Raw genomic sequence first — 908 nt, forward strand, 5'->3', positions numbered from 1 at the left:
AGAGTCCGTTTTGAAATTCAAGGATGAGCGTTTCGGCGGATGAGGTTTGCGCCCATTGCGACGAGGATCATTGCGTGAGAGACGTCGATGCGCTGCTCGTAGTCGCGCACGAGGCGGCGCCATCTTGTCATCCAGCCGAAGGTCCGCTCGACGACCCAGCGTCGGGGCAAGACTTCGAAGCCCTTCTGGTCATCGGATCGGCGGATGACCTCGACCACGAAGTCCAGATAGGCGGCCTTGTCCATGAGCATTAGCCGATCATAGGCGCCGTCGGCGAACAGATGCTTCACCCAGGGCCAGCGCTGGCGGATACCATCCAAGATCGCCTGAGCGCCGGCGCTGTCGGAGATATCGGCCGGCGTCAAGTTGACCATCAACAGCCGCCCATCCGTATCGACTGCGATATGGCGCTTGCGTCCGACGATCTTCTTGCCGGCGTCGTAACCCCTTGTTCTTGCTTGCGGAGCCTTGACCGACTGGCTGTCGATCACCGCCGCCGACGGGCTCGCCTCGCGCCCGGCCCGCTCACGATCCAGCATCAGCGCCACGTCGTGGATGGTCTGGAACAAAAATCGCCGCGCCAGCTCTCGAAACCAGCCATAGACCGTCTGCCAGGGTCCAAAGTGGATCGGCAGCATCCGCCAGCCGCAACCCGAACGGACCAGGTAGCGCACCGCATTGATCACCTCGCGAAAATCAACCTCGCGCGGACGGCCACGCCGCCCAGGCTTGGGCATCAGCGGCGCGAACTGCTCCCACTCCTCATCCGTCAAATCAGACGGGTAGCGCTTGGTCTTCTTGGCGATCTGGGCCATCCGGCCACGGCTCTGCTTTGTCCACATCCACAGCTTGAATCATAACCCAGCCTCAGACGAAACCCCAGTAAGCCGATTTTCAAAACGGCCTCT

Annotated in this window: 1 protein-coding gene; it reads right to left on the reverse strand. The window is 61.5% G+C overall.

Annotated features, from left to right (window positions below; translation table 11 throughout):
- Positions 1 to 17: 17 nt before the first annotated feature.
- Positions 18 to 842 carry an IS5 family transposase gene (locus NKI85_RS37760; protein WP_352692973.1) on the reverse strand — a complete coding sequence of 275 codons (825 nt, stop codon included), beginning with the start codon at positions 840 to 842 and terminating at the stop codon, positions 18 to 20.
- Positions 843 to 908 lie beyond the last annotated feature (66 nt).

Source organism: Mesorhizobium sp. M0571, from assembly GCF_040320985.1.
Classification (GTDB): Bacteria; Pseudomonadota; Alphaproteobacteria; order Rhizobiales; family Rhizobiaceae; genus Mesorhizobium.